Below are 17,538 nucleotides of genomic sequence, written 5' to 3'. Positions count from 1 at the left end.
AGTTTTCAAGTCCACATGTCGTACAAATCGAAGTCCTCCGGGCCGAAATTCGATGGTTCGAACCTGCCCATTGTCGCTTTCAGCAAGTGGGGAAGCAACATCAGGCTCGGAAATTCCCGTGCGGGCCGGCGGCAATTTTATCGGCGCCGGATATGGAGGATTCCGTGCAACCTCTTCGAGAGTGCCGGACTAAGGATTTTTCTCGTCTAAAAGATGACAAAAATAATCACCTTATGTTGACAAGGCTTTCTTCGCTCCATAGGTTCCGCGCGCATCAGTGACGTAGGGACCAAGCAATGGCGCGTGTTTTTTTGAATGTTTCTAATAATGTATCGCGATTTTATAGAGATACCCTATTTGCCACCACGGCAATCGTTCTGACCGGCATTGCAGCATCGCCGGCTTCCGCCCAGAGCGCCACCACTGGCGACACGGCGACGGCACTGGAACCGATCGTCATCCAAGGTGCATCCTCTGATAGCAAGACCGACCGGACGTCGGTGACCGCCAAGAACAGCGCCGGCGCGACCAAGATCAGCACGCCGCTTGTGGAGACTCCGCGTTCGGTCTCGGTCACCACCGAGAAGGAAATCGAGCAGCGCGGTGCGCAGACGGTCATCGAGGCGGTGCGTTATACGGCCGGCGTGACGACGGGAACGAGCGGCTTCGACCCGCGTTTCGACCAGATCTACATTCGCGGCTACAACGCCACGACGGTCGGCGACTATCGCGACGGATTGCGCCAGCCCTACATCAATTACGGCATGTTCCGCACCGAGCCCTATCAGCTGCAGCGCGTCGAAGTGATCAAGGGACCGGTTTCCGTTCTTTACGGTTCCGGTTCGCCGGGCGGCCTCGTCAACAAAATATCGAAGCTTCCGACCGACGAGCCGATCCGCGAAGTCGGCATTATCTACGGCACCAAGGACCGGGTGCAGGGAATGTTCGATTTCGGCGGGCCGATCAGTGAGGGCAATGACGATTTCCTCTATCGCATCGTTGGTGTCGCCCGCAACGGCGACACCAATTTCGACATTGCCGACGACCGCTATCTGCTCGCGCCGTCCTTCACCTGGAAGCCTGACGAAGGCACGACTTTCACGGTGTATGGTCTGGCGCAGTCCGACGAGATCGACGCCAATGTCGGCGCGATCACGACCTCGGACGGCCGGATTCTCGATCTCAGGGCGAGTGATCCGGATTACGATCACCAGAAGGTCAAGCAGCAGCAGGTCGGCTATCAGTTCGAGCATGAATTCGACAACGGCCTGACCTTCCGGCAGAACCTGCGTTATTCGCATCTCGATCTGGAGTCTCGCTATCTGGGTGTTACCAGCTGGACCGGGACCGTCGCGCATCGCGGCACAAATGCGATCCGGGACGAAATGAACGTTTTCCAGGTCGATAACCAGCTCGAGGCAAAGTTCGATACAGGCCCGCTTGCGCATACGATGCTGTTCGGGCTCGACTACACCAATCTCCAGTCGAGCTTTGGCTACGGTGCCGGAGCCGCAGATCCGGCATTCGACTTCGATATCGCCAATCCGACCTATGGAGTCTCGGGCGCCACGCCGGATTATAATTTCTTGGCGTCCGATGCCGACATGCGGCAGGTCGGCATATACGTCATGGACCAGATCGAGGCCGGAAACTGGCGCTTCAACCTCGGCGGCCGGCAGACCTGGGTGAACCAGACGCGAGATTCGACCTTGCCCACGGTCAGCTCGGAGGACGTCGACAAGAATGCCTTCTCCGTACAGGCCGGCGCGCTTTACCCCTTCGACAACGGCATCGCGCCGTTTGCTTCCTACGCTACCTCCTTCGATCCGGTCACCAACCGGTCGGCATCCAACACTATTCTTCCGCCGTCGAAGGGCGAGCAATTCGAACTCGGCGTGAAATACCAGCCGCCCGGTTCCGACATCCTGCTCTCGGCTGTCGCCTATCATATCGTCGAGAAAAACAAGCCGAGGCTCGCCGACCCGCTGACCTTCGCCTACGACTCCCAGGGCGAGGTGACGGGAAAGGGTATCGAGCTTGAAGCCCGCGCGGCAATCGCCGACGGTCTCGATATTATTGCTGCCTATACCTACAACGACTCTGAGGTAACCGGGGGCAACAACGTCGGAAATACTCCCGCCCTCACCCCGACCCATATCGCGAGCCTTTGGGCGAATTATACCTTCCAGGAAAGCAATCCCTTCAACGGCCTGTCGATGGGCGCCGGCGTGCGCTACATCGGCGAGACCTGGACGGATGTCGCCAACACCTCGAAGAATTCCGCAACTTTCTATGTCGATGCCGCCCTCGCCTATGATTTCGGGGCCGTCGACAAGAAATATGAAGGACTGACGGCAGCCTTCAACATCCGCAACATCGGTGATGAGCGTGAAACGGTCTGCGAAGAGGGCTTCTGCTACCTCGGCCAGGGCCGCAATATGGCCGGCACCCTGAAGTATCGGTGGTAGCACCATGGCGGCAGAGATGAACGGGGCGGTCTCGCGCCCTTCGATCGCCGATCATCCTGTCGCCCACCAGGCCGTCGACCTCGACGGCCTGGTGGGCGATGGCCCGTTCGCCTATTGCCGCGGTAAGCTGCTCGGCTCTGCGCCGCCGGCGGGCCTGGTGGTTTCCTGCCGGGAGCTTGGCGACCCGGACGTCTTTGGCGGGATCATCGCCCGCTATGCCGAAAAATTCCCGGGCAGCGACCGCCGCGCGATCGTTTCCATGTGGACGCTCTATTATTTCAGCATGCTGACGATCGCCCCGAGCGTCCACATGTTCGTGAACCGCATTGCCCTGCCGATGGACATCGACCGGCTTTCGCTCGTCTGCAACGCCGAGACGGGCGAGCCGGAAGCATTCGTGATGTCCGACAGCCCCGAGATCACCGCCGATCCGGCCGGCGAGCTTCACCGGCTGATGCTCGGCCATGCCGAGCCCGTCATCGCGGCGATTGCCGCCAATGCCGGCGTGGCGCCGAAGCTTCTGTGGAACAATGTCGCGGCCTATCTCTCCTGGATCCTGAAAGAGATCGCCCATCGCCACGAGCCCGCCCTCGTCGAAGGCGGCCTTGCGCTGCTGAATGATGCCGAGTGGCCGGGCGGCGGGCGCAATCCGATGTTCGGCATGATCCGCATGGCGCGCCAGCAATGCGGGCTGGAATTCGCCCGTCGCAAGGTCTGCTGCCTGCGCTACAACCTGCCGGGCGTCGGCGGCTGCGGCGAAGCCTGTCCACTGCCGGACGGGCGGCATTAATCTTTCAGCCCTCGATCCAAATGATTGCCGGTTGCCCCCATCCGGCTGCGGTAACCGACCAGGGTCGAGCCACGGATCTCGACATAAACCCGCTTGAGACGCCGATTGCCGACCACTTTTTCACGCCCGCCGGCGCAACACGATCAGCAGCATCGGCGCCCCGACCAGGGCGGAGATCAAGCCGGCGGGGACCTGGTAGGGAAAGGCGATCATGCGGCCGGCCCAGTCGGCGGTGACGAGCAGGGTCGCGCCGATGAGGGCGGCGGCGAGGAGCTGGATGGAGGGGCGGCGAAGGCCGAGACCGTGAGCGAGGTGCGGCGCCATCAGGCCGATGAAGCTCAAGGGGCCGACGACGAGCGTGGCGGCGGCCGTCATGATCGCCGAGAGCCCGAACAGGATCGCGCGCGTGGGAGCGATCCTCAGGCCGAGTTCGCTTGCGGCCTCCGGCCCGAGTTGCAAGAGCGCAAGCCATCTGCTGGCGAGAAAGGCCGCGATGAGGCCGGTAAGTCCGATCATGAGGGCGCTGGCCGCAACGCTGTTGTCGACGAAATAGGTCGAGCCCGCCATCCAGCGGATCAGCGCCAGGCCGCGCGGATCGCCGCTGGCCGCCAGCACGCCGATCCCGGCGTCGAGGATCGCGCCGAAGGCGATGCCGGCGAGCAGCACACGGTTCGGGCCGAAGCCCGAACGGGCGCTCAGGAGGAAGATCAGCAGCAGCACCGCAAGCGCGCCGCCGCCGGCAAAGGCAAGCTGGATGGTCAGCCCCGGTGCGGCGAAGGCGAATATGGCGGCGGCGACGCCGAGCGTCGCTCCCGCCGAAACGCCGAGCACTTCGGGGCTTGCCATTTCGTTTCCGGTCAGCCGCTGCAGGATCAGCCCGGTCACGCCGAGCACGGTTCCGGCCCCGAAGGCGGCGGCGACGCGCGGCAGGCGAAGGGGAAGGATCTCATCCCATGCGGCGGCCGGCAGCCAGGCCCAGCTTCCGTCCGGCGCGCGGCCGAAGAAGACCGCGGCCGTTGCCAAAGCGGCAACCGCCAGGAGCAGCAGGACAAGCGATGTGGTTCTGCTGCCGACTGCAACCTTTGGCGAGGCCATGCCGGGCAGGGCGCGGGTGGCGGTGGCGAGGCGTGGCAGGAGCGCGATCAGGATCGGGCCGCCGAGCAATGCGGTCACTGCCCCGGTCGGCACGAAATCGCCGGGAGCAAGGAGTTTGATCGCCTCATCGGTCAGAAGGAGCAGACCGGCGCCGGCAACGGGCGACCAGATCAATTGGCTGACGACGCGCCTTGCACCTGCAAGCCGGACGATCTGCGGGGCGACCAGACCGATGAAGCCGATGACGCCGACGGCGCTGGTGACGAGGGCGCTCAGCGCAATCGCGATCGCCAGGATGAAGCCGCGCGCCCATTTGATCGGCAGGCCGAGGCTCGTCGCGCCGGCATCGCCGAGCTGGCTCAGCGCCAGCGGCCGCGTGGCGAGAAGGGCAAGAGCGGCGAGCAGCGCCACCTTCGGCAGCAGCGAGATCGGGATCGCCCAGCTTTGCTGCGAGAGCGACCCGGCGCCCCAGATGAAGATCCCGGAGAGATATTGCTCGTTCATCAAGATCAGGATGGCGGCCGCGGCCCCGCACCAGAGGCCGATGATCATGCCCGAGAGGATGAGGGAAAAGGGCGAGAAGCCGTGCCGGGCGCTGATCGAGAAGATCGCGAAGGCGGCAGCGGCACTTCCGGCAAGCGCCACCGCGTCGCGGCCCCATCCCGTCAGCGACGGGAAGGCAAGCATGACGGAGACCAGCGCCAGATTGGCCCCGGCCGAAACGCCGAGCGTCGTCGGCGAAGCGAGCGGGTTGCGCAGCACCTGCTGCAGGATCGTGCCCGACAGCGCGAGGGCCGCTCCGGTGATCAGGGCGGTCGCCATGCGCGGAAGCGTCGAATAGACGAGAAGGAGGTGCTGGGCGTCGTAACCGTCTGATGTCTCCAGATGCGGCAGCGCCGGCAGGACGTCGAGGAGAGCCAGGCCGAGGCCCGAAAACAGCAGCAGCGCCGCGAGTGCGGGCGCGCCGAAGCGGGAAATTTGCGCTGTCATCGGGCGGCAGTCTCCAGAACATCGACCATCAGGGTCGAAAAGCGCAGCGCTTCCTGGACCATTCCAAACATCAGCACACCTGGAACGACCGAGATCTTCTGCCGCCGGACGAAGGGAAGGCTGGTCCAGAGCGGGCTTTCGGAAAGCCGGGTCAGAACATCGGGCGGAAGCAGCGGCGACACGACGACGAGATGCGCCTCTTCGCCGAGTTCGGCGAGCTGCTCCAGCCCGATCGTCTGAAATCCCCAGTAGCTCGCCTCGCCCTTCCAGGCATTATCGAGGCCGATGCGGCGCATGGCACCGCCGTAAAGTCCGGGGCCGCCATAGATGCGCGCATGCCTCTGGTCGATGAAATTGATGACGGCGACCGGCGGCGCCGACAGGCTTTTTATCCGGTCGCGCAGCCGATCGAACGTCGCGTCGGCGCGAGCGAGAAATGCTTCCGCTTCCTGACGTCGCCCGATCATGGCGCCGAGACGTAGCGTTTCGGCGTAGGAGCGGCCGAGCGCCTCGCCGTTCTCGGCATAGACAGTGAAGGTTTCCACGGGCGCGATCCGCGACAGTTTCTCATCCATGGCCGCAAGAAAGGGTGTGCTGAGGATGAGCGATGGCCGGAGGCTGGTGAGGACTTCGAGATTGATCTCGGCGGTGGTGCCGATATCGACGACGCCTGATGGCATCGCCGGCTCGACCACCCATTCCGGCCAGTTCCTCAAGGAAGCGATTGCCCGCGGCACGCTGCCGAGCGCCAGCATCGTCGATGCCAGCCCATAATCGAGCGAAACGACGCCGCCGTCGCCGGCCTGCGCGATGGCGGGAGCGCCGGTCATTGCCAAAGCGCCAAGAAGAAAGTCTCGTCGTCTCAAAGCGCGGTCCTGTTCGGCTGCGTCTCCGTGAGCGGCTTGACCATGAACAGACACGGATGATCCTCGTGCCAGAGTTTTGGAAAGACCTCGGCCTTGACGAAGCCGGTCCGGTCATAGAAGCGCCGCGTCGCTTCGAATTGCGGCTCGTCGCGGCCGCGCGGCGCAAGCGTCTTGACCGTCAGCAGCCGGGCGCCCGATTCATGGGCGAAGCGTTCGGCCGCATCGACGAGATGACGCCCGGCGCCGCGGCCGTGATAGTCGGGCCGGGTCGCGATCAGCGCGATCTCGACGGCATCAGGCAGGTGCGGCTTCAAGGCGATCATGGCGGTGACGACATCCGCTTCGATATAGCCGAACACCGGCAGTTCCTCGACCGCCTCAGCGCTCGCCTCGATGACTTCGGGTTCCGAAAACCAGTCGGGCAAAGCCCCCATGATCGATCGGCAGAGCTCCGCCTTGCCGGTCAGGATCTCGACTGTTCGTCCCATTTTTTTCTCGCCTCCGCTCGGTCGATTTAAACTTGACTCCTGTTATCACCTTAAATTAGACACTGCAATCACATCGTGTACCTTTGTTCAAAAAGGAGCACCGAGGCCGAACCGACCCAGCAACGACAGAGCCTGATTTTCCATTTGTAAAAAGGGTACAGGACAATGCGAGCATCGCATCGTGATGTGAACGGAAATGCGGTTGTCAACGCGATGATCGAAAACAAGGACAAGCTCCTGAAGACGATTGAAAGCGTTGTCAAATCAAGGTCATATTCTGAGGATATATTCCAGGATGGCGTGATCAAAGCTTACGGGGTCAATATCGAGGGCATCCGTTGCCCGATCGGCTATGCCTTCCGGATGGTCTATAACCTCGCCCTCGACGAGAGCCGCCGCCGGCGCCAGCAGATGAACAACTATAGGTCGATAGACCAGGTTCAGGAGATCACGGCGCCCATCCCCACCGTGCTCGATCAGCTGGTCGCCGCCGAAACCCTGCGCGATGTGCTTGCCTCGCTCGAGGCGCTGCCGAAGCGCACCAACGACGCCTTCATCCGCCATCGCCTGAACGGCGTGCCGCAGAAGGATATCGCGGCCGAACTCGGCGTCTCCAGGACGCTCGTCAATTTCATGATCAAGGCGGCGGAGCAGCATTGCCATCTGGCAATCACCGAACCTGCCCGCCCCGATCACGAGCGCCCGCGGGATATTACCGCTTCGCGGCGTGCAGCGCCTGCTGCAAATCGTTCCACAGCAATTCCGGCTCTTCCAGCCCAACAGCGAAACGTATCGTCTGCTCGCTCACGCCGAACCGGATGAAGGTGGTCATCCGGTCGGGGATCTGCAGCGCGACCTTGGCCGGAACCACCAGCGTTTCCGGCCCTCCCCAGCTGACGCCGAGGCGGATCTCGCGAAGCGCGTTGACGAAGCGCACGACATCGATATCGGGCGTGAGATCGAAGGCGAAAAGCCCGGCATAACCCGAGAGCGTCGCCCGGCCGGGATGATCCTGAAAGGCCGGGTGGCGGACACGCGCGATGTCGGGATGCTGTTTCAGCCGGCCGGCGAGCAGAAGCCCGCTGCGCTCGTGTTCCTTGAGGCGCACCCGCAGCGTGCGCATGCCGCGCAGCAGGAGCCAGGCCTCGAAGGGCGAAAGCTTGGCGCCGACATAGGGGTAGGAGGTCGAGTTGATCTTGGCGATCGCCTCCTTCGTGCCGACCACAACGCCGGCGACCGTATCGCTGTGGCCGCCGAGATATTTCGAGGCGGCATGAATGACGATATCGACGCCGTGCTGGATCGGCTTCTGGAAGAGCGGCGTCGCCCAGGAATTGTCGATGATCGTAGTGACGCCTGCCTCCTTCGCCATGGCTGACAGCGCCACGATGTCCTGAAGCTCGAAGACGAAGGAGGAGGGGTTTTCGAGATAGAGCAGCTTGGCGCCCGGCAGCGCCCTGCGCACCTCGTCATGATCGGACGGATCGACGAAATCGACGGTGACGCCGAGCCTGCCGAGCAGCTTCACGAGAAGGCGGTAGACGTCATTATAGAGGTGGCGGACGGCGACGACCCGGTCGCCCACTTCCACGAGACTGAGAATGGTCGAGGTGATGGCGGCCGTTCCGCTGGAAAAGGCGCGCCCATCCTCCGCGCCTTCGAGGCGGGCGACCAGGAGCTCGAATTCGCGCACGGTCGGATTGTCGCCGCGCGAATAGATGAAGTTGCGCGTCCGGCCGGCGAAGACATCCTCCATCGCCTCGTAGCTGTCATAGGTGAAGAGCGAGGTCTGGAAGATCGGCGGCGAGACGGCGTTGAAGGCGGCCGGATCGACGGGCGTGAAGAGATCGTCGGCGGCCGCGTGGGCGCCAAGGTCGCGGGGGCTGAACGACTGGTTCATGATAATCCTCTCATGGACAAAAGCTGGGATAGGGACGAAGAGCGGTCAGATCGTCGGCCGAGCGCTGCCGGAGTGCGCTGAGCGACCTTGCCAGGCAGACGCATGACAGCAGGCCGGTGAGCGCCGAGGCCAGGAACATGGCGGCGAGCAGACCGGAAAAGCCGAAGAAGGGCGGTAGCAGCGCAAGCAGCGGAAAGAGAAGATACCCGTTCTGCGCCAGGCCGACGGCAAGTGCGGCTTTCGGCCTGCCCTGCGCCTGGAAGAGGATCAGCACGGTTTGCCGGAGGCCGAACAGCAGGAAGGGAAGATGGGTTGCGACGATCGCCTGGCCGGCGATCGTAAGCACGGCGGCTTCGTCGGTGAAGAACGAGACGAGGCGCTCGGAAAAGACGATCGCTGCCAGCCCGTAGACGCCGCCGACCGCGCTCGTGACCACGGAAAGCATGCGGGCTGCCGCCAGCACCCGCGATATATCCCCGCGGCCCCAGGCAAAGCTCAGGATGGACTGCGCCCCGAGCGAAATGCCGATGACCGGCAGTGCGCCGACCGCAAGCAGCCGCAAGGCGATGCCGACGCCGGCGATGCCGTCCTCACCGTGATAGGTGCCGGCGACCGACAGCATCGCGGCAATCGCGCCCGCCGTCGCAAGGCTCGTCAGCGTCGTCGGTGCGCCCACAGCAAGCACCGGCTTGAGATGCCTGATATCGGCGAACCGCCAGGAGAACGTCAGGCGGATCGTCCCGAGACGTCTCGCATGGTAGGCGCCGTAAATCGAGAGCGCCACGAGCTGGGAGAGGATGGTTGCCATCGCCACGCCCTGCAGACCGAGACCGAAGCCGAAGATCATGATCGGGTCGAGGATGATGTTCAGCGCGAAGCAGGCGACGAGCGTCCACATGCTGAAGCGGGCATTGCCCTCGGCGATCGCCAGGAAATCGAGAATGATCTGCGCCATCGTCAGCGGTATCGAGATCGCGATGATAAGGAGATAATGCTGCGCCAGCGGCTCGATCGCTGATGTGGCGCCGAACAGCAGGGCAGAGGGAAAGGCGACGATCGCAACCGCGCTTGCCGCCCCGAAGGCGACGCCGGCGGCAAGGCTGACCGAGGCAAGGGTACTCGCCCGCGACCGGTCGCCGGCGCCGAGCGCGCGTCCGACCTCGGTCGCCACACCGACGCCGATGCCTTCGCCGAAAGCGGCGACGAGCATGAGGACCGGCAGCACGATCATGATGGCGGCGATCTGGTCTTCGCCGATCATGCCGACAAAGATCATGTTGATGGTGTGATGCGCGGCGTTGATCGACAAGCCGAACATGGCGGGCAGCCCGAGCCGCAGCAGCAGCCTGAACAGGTGCGGACTGGCAAGATCTTCCGGCGCAAGCCGCCGTTTCCGCAGGCTGCCGCTCATTTCGCTCATGTCGTTCATGATGCGGGCACCCAGAGATGATCGCCGAAGAAGCGCTCGCGGCTCAGCATGACGAGCAGCGCCCGCTTATGCGGAAAATCGAAATGCTTGATCTTGGCGAAGCCCGAGCGGTCGAGATTGCGGATCTGCTGCTCGTGGCTGGCGCGCGGCTCGCCGACGATGCGCTGCGTGCGGGGATCGTCGAGGAAGATGAAATGCATCAGCGAGGGAAGCCAGGCGCTGATCCATTTCTTGCCGCGATAATCCGGCTCGCCGATCGCGACATGCCAGCCGCGATCGTAATCGTCGGCGTCGTAGAACGGCCCGAGCCGGTTTTCCTTCGCCCAGTAGACCTCGAAATAGCCGAAGGGAATGTCCGCGAAACTGCCGATCAGCGGCAGCACATGCGGATCGGCGACCCGCTCCTCCAGGATCTCGCGGTGTTTTTCGAGCGAGCCCGCATCCTCCCAGATCGTGTTGACCTGCTCGTCGTTCATCCAGCGGTGAAAGGCGGCAAGATCGGTCTCGGGATCGGCCACCCGGAAGCTGATGTCCCGTTCCAGCCAGGGGATGAAGCGGCGATAGACCGTGCCCTTCGGCTTTGCCGGACGGCGCGGATGATAGCGGCCCGCGGTCATTTCCTGCACCGGCGGCAGCGGATAGGAAAGCTGCGGCAGCCACAGCGACGGCCATTGCCACAGGATCGCGGAATCGAGCTTCCCCGCGCTCGAAATATGCCGGGGAAGGCTTGCCTGATGGCCTTCGAAGGCGACCGACCTGATCGAGCGATCCTCCGCCGTCACCGCTTCGGCCGCCGCCATCAGAAGCTCCGCCGATTGCGTGGGATCACCGTGGTAGAAGGTGATCGTTGCGACGCCGGCCTCGGCCTCGTAGGCGGCTTCGTGGTGCCCGTGCGCGGTCTTCAGGTGGACGATATTGGGGGCGAGCCTGATGTAGCTCCGCGACTGCAGAGCCCGCCTCTGTTTGGCGGCGTCGAAATCCATGATGTTCTCCTTGATCGGCAGGACTTTTGACGCTGCGAGCATGAAGCCCGCTCCTGTGCCGATTTGGTAGAATGACGATCCATCTCCGGCCCGATTTAGGGTTATACGAAGAAAAAAATTCTCATCAATTTTCTAAACTGCAACCTGCCCGATCCGTCATTTGCGCATGACATCCATCTCTGCAGGAGCTTCGAATGGACAATCTTGAGCCCCGCGACGATCTCTGGATCGTCGTCATCGACACCGAGCGCCACTATTCGGTCTGGCCGCAGGACAAGCGGATTCCGATGAGCTGGGAGGCCGCGGGCTTTGCCGGTTCGCGCCAGGAATGCCTGGCCCATATCCGCGACGCCTGGACCGATCCCCGCCCGCTCTCCCTGCGCTCGGCGATGGCCGGCGATGCGCGTCTCTGAAAACCTCTGGATGGCAAGATGAACAAGCAGATCACCAATTTCGCCGATGCCCGCCCGACCGACGCAGTGGACGCCGTCTTCGAGAGTTTTCCGCTGACCATCGCGCAGAAGCGCATCTGGTCGCTGGAGCAGATCGGCAATTACACCGTCTTTCCCGACCAGGTCATCGGGCTGAGGCTGAGCGCCGCGATCGACGTCGAGACGATTGAAGGCGCCTGCCGGGCGCTCGTGGCGCAAAACCCGTCGCTCGCCTCCCGTTTCCGCCGGCTGGCGGGCGGCCGGATCGAGCAGTATCGCGGCGCATCGAGCGCAGTGCCGGTCGAAATCCTCGGCACGGACGGCGCGGCTCTTTCCGAGCCGGATGCCTTGGCCGCACGGAAAGCCTTCCGCGACAAGCGCTTCGATCTCCTGGAGGGGCCCGGTGCGCGCATCCAGATCATCCGGCTTGCCGAGGGGCAATCGCTGCTGACGATCGTGCTGCATCCGATCATCTGCGACGACCGCGAAAAATCCGTCCTGGCGAGGTCGCTGGCGCGCATTCTCGATGGCGAACCCGCCGGCGACGTGCAGCCGGTGGAAATCTCGGCCGGAACGCGGGAGGCCGATTGGCTGGAGACGGACGAGGCGCGGCAAGCGCTTGCCTATTGGCGCGATGCGATCGGTCTCGACTATGCGGCCTCGACCTTCCCCACCCGCTTCAACAGCGGCGGCCTGGCAGGCGTGGCGCGCGCCGAGCATCGGTTTTCGATCGAGCCCGACCTCTGGAGCAAACTCGAACGGCATGCGAGAGGCAAGGGCGTTCAGATCGAGCGCGTGCTTCACGCCGCCTTCTGCGCTCTGCTGGCGCGCTACAGCGGCAACTATGCCCTGCTGACCGGCCTGCTCGTCGCGCGGCCCCGCACCGAGCATTTCGCCAGCCGCGGCCGCGCCGAACAGGTTCTTCCCCTCGTGCTTTCGCTGACCTCCAGGCACTCGCTCGACGACGTCGTCGCGGCGATCTCGTCGGTGACGGAGGAGGGGCTTGCCCGCCTCGTGCCGCTGGAGCGCATCACGCAGGAACTGGTCGTCGACGAGGCAGCCGCCCAGGAGGCCGTGGTCAAGGCCTTGTTCGAATTCCGCGAGCCTTATCCCGTCGCCAGGCTGGCGACGAACCTGGAACCCTCGGGCGCACGCGCCGACAGCGAGCTTTCCCTGGTGATCGAGGCGCGTGCCGATGGCGCCGCATACGGGCTGATCGATTATGCCCAGGATCTCTATGACGGTGCCCTGATCGCCCGTGTCGCCCGGCATTTCAGCCTGGTGCTGGAGCAGATCATCGCGAAGCCGGATCTCAGGATCAAGGATATCGAGCTCATGGGCAGCGATGAGCTCGACTGGCTGTCGGCGCCCTATGAGGATGACGTCGTCAATGACGACCGGCCGGTGCACGAGCTGATTTCGGCCCATTCGCGCCGCACGCCCGACAAAACAGCGATCGTCTATGGCGACGAGGAGTGGAGCCATGGCTGGCTGGAGGCGAGCACCAACCGCCTCGGCCATCGGCTGCGGCAGCTCGGCGTTCGCGCCGAAGTGACGGTCGCCATCTTCATCAAGCGCTCGCCGGAAGCGATCGTCGGTATCCTCGCGACCCTGAAGGCCGGCGGCGCCTATATTCCGGTCGAGCCCGACCATCCGCCGGTGCGCAACCACCACATCCTGCGCGATGGCGGCGTCAAGATCGTGCTCACCCATAGCTGGCTGCGCCACCGCCTGCCGGAAGAGCTCGACGCGACCGTCCTCGAGCTCGACAAGCTCGATCTCGACGGCGAGCTGGATACGCCGCTCTATGTTCCCACGCACAAGGACCAGCTCGCCTATGTCATGTACACCTCGGGCTCGACGGGATTGCCGAAGGGCGTCGCCGTCGAGCACGGGCCGCTGACCCACCATCTGCAGAATACCTCGCGCGTCTATGGCATGAGCTCGGAATCCCGCGAGCTTCCCTTCCTGCCTTTCAGTTCGGACGGCGGCCATGAGCGCTGGATGAACCCGCTGATGGAAGGCGGCAGCATCATTCTTCCCGACCAGCCGCTCTGGACACCGGAAGAGACGCTGACGGCGATGCGCAAGCATGGCGCCAACAATGCGAGCATTCCGACAACCTATCTGCAGCAGCTGGCGGAATGGGCCGACATTACCGACGGCGCGCCGCCGATGCGCCTCTATTCCTTCGGCGGCGAGGGGCTGGCGCAATCGACCTTCGACCTCCTGTCGCGGGCGCTGAAATCGGAATGGCTTATCAACGGCTACGGTCCCACGGAAACCATCATGACGCCGATGGTCTGGAAGGTGAGGGCCGGCACCAAGTTCCAGGGCGTCTATGCGCCTCTCGGCCGCGCGGTTGGGCTGCGGCGCGTCTATGTGCTCGATCCCGACCTGAACCTGTGCCCGATCGGCGTGACCGGCGAACTCTATATCGGCGGCGAGGGCATCGCGCGCGGCTATCTCGGCAAAGCAGATACGACCGCCGACCGCTTCATCCCCGACCCGTTCTCGAAGGAAGGCGGCCGGCTCTATTGCTCCGGTGATCTGACGCGCTGGCGCGAGGACGGAACCGTCGAATTCGTCGGCCGCGTCGACCATCAGGTGAAGCTGCGTGGATACCGCATCGAGCTCGGTGAGATCGAAGCCGCGCTGCTCCAGCAGCCCGGCGTCGGCGAGGCCCTGGTCGTGCTGCGCGATGACGATGCCGGCGGCGAAAAGGCGCTGGTCGCCTATGTCGTTCCGAAGAAGGACGAGAGGCTCGATGTCGAGACTGTTCGATCCGGCCTCGAACGCAGCCTGCCCTCCTATATGGTGCCGGCCGCTGTCGTCGAACTGGAGAAGATGCCGACCAATCCGAACAGCAAGCTCGACCGCTTCGCGCTGCCCGCACCCCAGCAGGTCAAACGCGCCATCGTCGAGCCGGCGACCGCGCTGGAAGAGGAGGTGCTGGATGTCTGGCGCCAGGTTCTCAAGCTGGAAGCGATCAGCGTCGAGGATAATTTCTTCGCCATCGGCGGCAATTCGCTGGGCGCGATCCGCATCCTCACGCAGCTCAGGCAGCGCCGGCCGAAGGTTCCGCTGACCGTCGCCGATATCTTCAACAACCCGACCATCCGCGCCTTTGCCGGCGTGATGGAGCAGGGGGAGGAGCGCGATCTCTCCGAGGTGATCGTGCTGCGCGCCTCCGGCGCCAAGCCGCGGCTCTATTGCTTCCCGGGGCTTCTCGTCAGCACCCGCGAATATGTGAAGCTCGTCGATTATCTCGGCGCCGACCAGCCGGCGACCGGCTTCATTTGCCATTCGCTCTCCGAAAAGAAGGAAGTCGGCGCGCCGATCGAAGAGATCATCGAGAGCTATGTCGATTACATCAGGACGCATAGCGGAGGCGCGCCCTGCTATTTCCTCGGCTGGTCCTGGGGTGGGCTTCTCGCCTACGAGGCTGCCCGCACCCTCGGCAACGAAGTCGATGTCAGGATGATGGCGATGGTCGACGTGTGCGATCTCGGCTCGGAATTCGCGATCGGCGCCAAGCCGCGCTTCCGCCCCGGCGAGCGCGACGTGCTGCATCGCGACGTGCAGGCATGGCTGCAAAAGACGGCGATGCGCCCGGAATGGGACCGGCTGCTTTCGACGATGGACGCAGATACCTACGAGCAGTTCCTGCGCTTCGTCGGCGACGAGAAGGATCCGCTTCCGACCGACGGGCCTGACATCAGCAGCCGCGAGCATACGTTCTGGGTGCTGATCGACAACGCCCTGATCTTCCGCAAGCATCGGCTCGTTCCCCACGATGTGCCGATCTATCCCTGGGCGGCCGACGACAGCCTCAATCGCGGCCTCAACCTGATCGATTGGCGCCGCCTGTCGCCGCGGGCGCGCGCGGCCGAAATCATCACCGGCACCAACCATCTGCACATGATCGGGTCGCCCGCCTTCCACTCAAGGCTTGCCCTGCGTCTCAAGGAAACAGAGAAGGATAACGCATGACCGTCGCTTTTACCCGCAGGGATGCCCTGAACGAGCCGCTCGATCTTGCCGGCATCGGCATCGGTCCCTCCAATCTGAGCCTTGCCTGCCTGCTGGAATCCGTGCCCGAGGTCCGCAGCCGCTTCTTCGAGCGGCGCGGCGCCTTCGACTGGCATCCCGGCATGATGATGCCCGGCGTCGAGCTGCAGTCGTCCTTCCTGAAGGATCTCGTCACCCCGGTCCTGCCGACCAGCCGCTGGTCCTTCATCTCCTATCTGGTCGCCCATAAAAGGCTCTACGCCTTCCTGAACGCCAATTACGAGGCCGTCCCCCGGCAGGAATTCGCGCGTTACCTCGCCTGGGTCGCCAAGGGCGTGGAGGGCTTGCGTTTTTCGAGCGAGATTCGTGACGTCGAGCACCGCGACGACCGCTTCGTCCTGCGCTTCGACAACGGCCAGGAGGAAGCGCGCAACCTGGTGATCGGCACCGGGTCTTCGCCCTTCGTGCCCGATTGGGCGAAACCCTTCCTCGGCGCGGATTGCTTCCATAACAGCGAGGCCAAAACGCGCCTCGGCGATCTCGGCGCTTCCCGCATCGTCGTGGTCGGCGGCGGCCAGAGCGGCGGCGAGGTGGTGGAAGCGCTGCTTGGCGATCCCGGTTCGATGAGGGAACTGACCTGGATCAGCCGGCGCCACAATTTCGAGCCGATCAACGACACGCCGTTTTCGAACCAGGTCTTTTCTCCGGAATATGTGCAGGCCTACCTGAAGCTCAGCGGCGAGCAGAAGCAGGCGGCGCTGAAGAACTCGATCCTGACGAGTGACGGCCTGTCGATTTCGACGATCCATTCGATCTATCGCCGCCTCTATGCGCTGCGTTATCTCGAGCCGGGCACGCTGAACGCATCCCTGTCGCCGAACCGCGACGTGATCCAGATGGAGCGGAACGGCAATGCCTATCGGCTGATCGTCCGCAACCACTTCGACGGCGGGATCGAGGTGCTGCATGCCGATGCAGTGGTGCTGGCAACCGGCTACAGGTTCCGTTTGCCGGATGCGCTCGGATCGCTCAGCGAAAGGATCAGCCTCGACAGAAACGGCTATCCCACCTTGAACGACGATTACACGATGCAGTGGACAGGTCCGCGGACCAACCGGCTGTTTGCGCAGAATGCCGGCCGATACTCGCATGGCATCGCCGATTCTCAGCTCAGCCTGATGGCCTGGCGCAGCGCCGCCATCGTCAACACGCTTCTCGGCCGGCAGCATTTCGATGCCGAGCCCGACAATGCGCAGCTGGTCTGGGCGACGGAGGCAGCTTCCGCCATGCCGCATCAGCTGCGGGCCGGCTATTCGGATGGCCTGCTCTCGTCCTGAAACATCCGGAGATGAATACCAGGATCGCCGGATTGGCAGCGGACGGCCAGCGCGACGACGTGCTGGCTGCCGCTTTCGAGCAGACGGTGATGCCATTGCCGGTCGGGTTCGCCGCTGTGAACCAGGACAGGAATGCCGTCCTGCCAGGAAAAGGCGACGCTGCGGGCATCCCCGCGCAAGCCCACCCCGAGCGCCTTGAGATGGCTCTCCTTGAGTGTCCAAACGGCAACGGCCGCACGCGGCCGTTCGCCCGCAGGCATTTGATCGAGCCAGCGCCGTTCGTCCAGGCTGCAATAGCTCTCCAGCGCCGCCGCCTCGATTTCGGCGTCGGCGCGTTCGCAGTCGATCCCGACGCGCTCACAGTCCGAAGTGACGGCGACCGCCACCAGCCCGTCGGCATTGGAAAGACTGAACTGCAGCCTGTCGCGGCCCTCGACCGTCAGCTTGCCGTACGCATCCGCCAGCAACACGACCTTGTCAGGCTGCGTTTCGGTATGCGCGCTCAGCAGTTGCCGCAGCAGATAGCGGCCGGCGATGAACAAGGTCCGGTCGCGTTCGAAGCGATAGGTCGCGGCGCGCTCCCGCTCATTTGAGGAAAGCGACCGCATCCAGCGCTCTCCATCGCTCCCGTTCTTCGGATATTGCCAAAGCACGACATCGATGGCGGCCGGTTGATTGTCTGATTGCTGCATCAGGCCAGTATGCGTACCGCTGCCCGATTGGCAATCGGGCAGCGGGTTATGTCCGCAA

13 protein-coding genes are annotated in these 17,538 nt (G+C 63.8%); 6 read left to right on the top strand and 7 right to left on the bottom strand.

What is annotated here, in order from left to right:
* Positions 1-296: 296 nt before the first annotated feature.
* Together CO670_RS12040 and fhuF are read left to right on the top strand one after the other, a co-directional pair.
* On the top strand, positions 297-2,468 hold the full coding sequence (locus tag CO670_RS12040) for a TonB-dependent siderophore receptor (protein WP_097590444.1): 2,172 nt from the start codon (positions 297-299) through the stop codon (positions 2,466-2,468).
* 4 nt (positions 2,469-2,472) lie between these two features.
* Positions 2,473-3,258: a siderophore-iron reductase FhuF gene (gene fhuF / locus CO670_RS12035; RefSeq protein ID WP_097590443.1), complete on the top strand. Its 786-nt coding sequence runs from the start codon at positions 2,473-2,475 to the stop codon at positions 3,256-3,258.
* A 120-nt stretch (positions 3,259-3,378) separates the two neighbouring features.
* Here fhuF and fhuB read toward each other — a convergent pair whose 3' ends face one another.
* Genes fhuB through CO670_RS12020 form a run of 3 tightly spaced genes read right to left on the bottom strand, consistent with a single transcriptional unit; the run spans position 3,379 to position 6,697 of the window.
* Complete coding sequence (gene fhuB, locus CO670_RS12030) at positions 3,379-5,343, bottom strand: Fe(3+)-hydroxamate ABC transporter permease FhuB (RefSeq protein ID WP_097590442.1); 1,965 nt, start codon at positions 5,341-5,343, stop codon at positions 3,379-3,381.
* Positions 5,340-6,173 (bottom strand): iron-siderophore ABC transporter substrate-binding protein, encoded by an 834-nt coding sequence (locus tag CO670_RS12025; protein ID WP_097590441.1) that lies wholly within the window; start codon positions 6,171-6,173, stop codon positions 5,340-5,342. The genes fhuB and CO670_RS12025 overlap by 4 nt, the downstream gene beginning before the upstream one ends.
* Before the next feature lie 32 nt (positions 6,174-6,205).
* Complete coding sequence (locus CO670_RS12020; RefSeq protein WP_097590440.1) at positions 6,206-6,697, bottom strand: GNAT family N-acetyltransferase; 492 nt, start codon at positions 6,695-6,697, stop codon at positions 6,206-6,208.
* Positions 6,698-6,862: 165 nt separating this feature from the next.
* On the opposite strand from CO670_RS12020, the gene CO670_RS12015 reads away from it, so the two are divergent.
* The gene (locus CO670_RS12015; RefSeq protein ID WP_097590439.1) at positions 6,863-7,519 is read left to right on the top strand and encodes a sigma-70 family RNA polymerase sigma factor; all 657 of its coding nucleotides are present in this window, start codon (positions 6,863-6,865) and stop codon (positions 7,517-7,519) included.
* On the opposite strand, the gene CO670_RS12010 is transcribed toward CO670_RS12015, so the two are convergent.
* Genes CO670_RS12010 through CO670_RS12000 form a run of 3 tightly spaced genes read right to left on the bottom strand, consistent with a single transcriptional unit; the run spans position 7,410 to position 11,009 of the window.
* A complete protein-coding gene (locus CO670_RS12010) occupies positions 7,410-8,597 on the bottom strand; it encodes a PLP-dependent transferase (protein WP_097590438.1) in 1,188 nt (395 codons plus the stop codon). The two genes, CO670_RS12015 and CO670_RS12010, sit on opposite strands and share 110 nt — an antisense overlap.
* Before the next feature lie 10 nt (positions 8,598-8,607).
* The gene (locus tag CO670_RS12005; protein WP_097590437.1) at positions 8,608-10,026 is read right to left on the bottom strand and encodes an MATE family efflux transporter; all 1,419 of its coding nucleotides are present in this window, start codon (positions 10,024-10,026) and stop codon (positions 8,608-8,610) included.
* Complete coding sequence (locus CO670_RS12000; protein ID WP_176538928.1) at positions 10,023-11,009, bottom strand: GNAT family N-acetyltransferase; 987 nt, start codon at positions 11,007-11,009, stop codon at positions 10,023-10,025. Before CO670_RS12000 ends, CO670_RS12005 begins: the two co-directional genes overlap by 4 nt.
* 194 nt (positions 11,010-11,203) lie before the next feature.
* On the opposite strand from CO670_RS12000, the gene CO670_RS11995 reads away from it, so the two are divergent.
* Genes CO670_RS11995 through CO670_RS11985 form a run of 3 tightly spaced genes read left to right on the top strand, consistent with a single transcriptional unit; the run spans position 11,204 to position 16,788 of the window.
* Positions 11,204-11,422 (top strand): MbtH family NRPS accessory protein, encoded by a 219-nt coding sequence (locus CO670_RS11995; RefSeq protein ID WP_097590435.1) that lies wholly within the window; start codon positions 11,204-11,206, stop codon positions 11,420-11,422.
* 18 nt (positions 11,423-11,440) lie between these two features.
* The gene (locus CO670_RS11990) at positions 11,441-15,433 is read left to right on the top strand and encodes a non-ribosomal peptide synthetase (protein WP_097590434.1); all 3,993 of its coding nucleotides are present in this window, start codon (positions 11,441-11,443) and stop codon (positions 15,431-15,433) included.
* A complete protein-coding gene (locus CO670_RS11985; RefSeq protein ID WP_097590433.1) occupies positions 15,430-16,788 on the top strand; it encodes a SidA/IucD/PvdA family monooxygenase in 1,359 nt (452 codons plus the stop codon). The genes CO670_RS11990 and CO670_RS11985 overlap by 4 nt, the downstream gene beginning before the upstream one ends.
* Here CO670_RS11985 and CO670_RS11980 read toward each other — a convergent pair.
* Positions 16,761-17,480, bottom strand: coding sequence for a 4'-phosphopantetheinyl transferase superfamily protein (locus tag CO670_RS11980; protein WP_097590432.1), 720 nt, complete (start codon positions 17,478-17,480; stop codon positions 16,761-16,763). The genes CO670_RS11985 and CO670_RS11980 overlap by 28 nt on opposite strands.
* Positions 17,481-17,538 lie beyond the last annotated feature (58 nt).

This window comes from Rhizobium sp. J15, assembly GCF_002531825.1.
In the GTDB taxonomy this organism is placed as follows: Bacteria; Pseudomonadota; Alphaproteobacteria; order Rhizobiales; family Rhizobiaceae; genus Rhizobium.
This window is presented reverse-complemented; position numbering and strand designations above follow the sequence as displayed.